General features: G+C 66.4%; 1 protein-coding gene. It reads right to left on the bottom strand.

Annotated elements, in window-relative coordinates:
• Positions 1 to 1379 (bottom strand): condensation domain-containing protein (locus AAW14_RS39310; protein WP_265569258.1); only part of this gene is annotated, 1379 nt, incomplete at both ends.

The raw sequence follows: 1379 nt of genomic DNA, 5'->3' as shown, positions 1-1379 counted from the left end.
TCCCGCACCCGCCCCAACAACTCACCAAACGACGGATCACCCGACACATCCGTCCGCAACACCAACGTATTCACAAAAAACCCGACCAGATCATCCAGCGCCTCATCCATACGCCCCGCAACCGGCGACCCCAACGCAATATCCGACCCCGCACCCAACCGCCTCAACAACAACACCAAAGCCGCCTGCAACACCATGAACACACTGACCCCACACTCCCGAGCCAACGCCACCACCCGACCATGCAACTCCGCACCCACCACCAGCGGAACCACATCACCCGCATAACTCGCCACCACCGGCCGCACACGATCCACCGGAAGCTCCAACTGCTCCGGCAGGTCCATCAGCGCCGACTTCCAGTAGTCGACCTGTTCGCTGATCACGCTCTGCGGATCGTCCTCACGGCCCAACAGCTCCTGCTGCCAGAGCGTGTAATCCACGTACTGCACCGGCAACTCCGACCAACCCGGCGCATGTCCGGCCACCCGCGCCGCATACGCCTCACCCACATCACGCGACAGAGGACCCAGGGACCAGCCGTCGCCCGCGATGTGATGCAGGACGAGCAGCAGCACGTGCTCGGTCGGCGACAGCACGAACAAGGTCGCGCGCAGGGGAGTCTCGACGGCCAGGTCGAAGCCGTGCCGCGCCCCCTCGTCCAGCCGGCTCGGGAGCTCTTCCTCGGTGGTCTCGACGAAGAAGAGCTCCGTGGCGGCCTCCGAAACGTCGAGAACGCGCTGGCGCGGCCCCTCCGCGCCGTCGGAGAACACCGTGCGGAGAGTTTCGTGTCGTCCGGTCACGTCGATCAGGGCCGCCCGCAGAGCATCGTGGTCCAGCGCACCCGAAAGCCGAATGGCCATCGGCATGTTGTACGTCGCACTCGGCCCCTCCAACCGGTGCAGGAACCACAACCGCCGCTGCGCGAACGACAACGGCACCACCCCAGGACGCTCACCGACCCGAAGCGCCGGCCGCGCACCAGCCGCACCCACAAGCCGCGCCGCCAGCCCCGCCACCGTCGGCGCCTCGAACACCGCCCGCACCGACAACTCCACACCCAGCACCGACCGCACACGACTGATCAACCGCGTCGCCAACAGCGAATGACCACCCAGATCGAAAAAGTTGTCATCGACGCCGACCTGGCCAAGACCCAGCACTTCGGCGAACGCCGCACACAAGATCTCCTCCTGCGGCGAACGCGGACCGCGCCCCGACGTCCGGACACCGACGTCCGGCACCGGCAACGCCCGACGATCCAACTTCCCGTTCGGCGTCAACGGCAACACATCCAGCACCACCACCGCCGACGGCACCATGTACTCCGGCAACACCTCCGCCACACGCCGACGCACATCACCCGGCACAACCACTTG

This window comes from Streptomyces hygroscopicus (assembly GCF_026168105.1).
Taxonomy (GTDB): domain Bacteria; phylum Actinomycetota; class Actinomycetes; order Streptomycetales; family Streptomycetaceae; genus Streptomyces; species Streptomyces hygroscopicus_D.
This window is presented reverse-complemented; position numbering and strand designations above follow the sequence as displayed.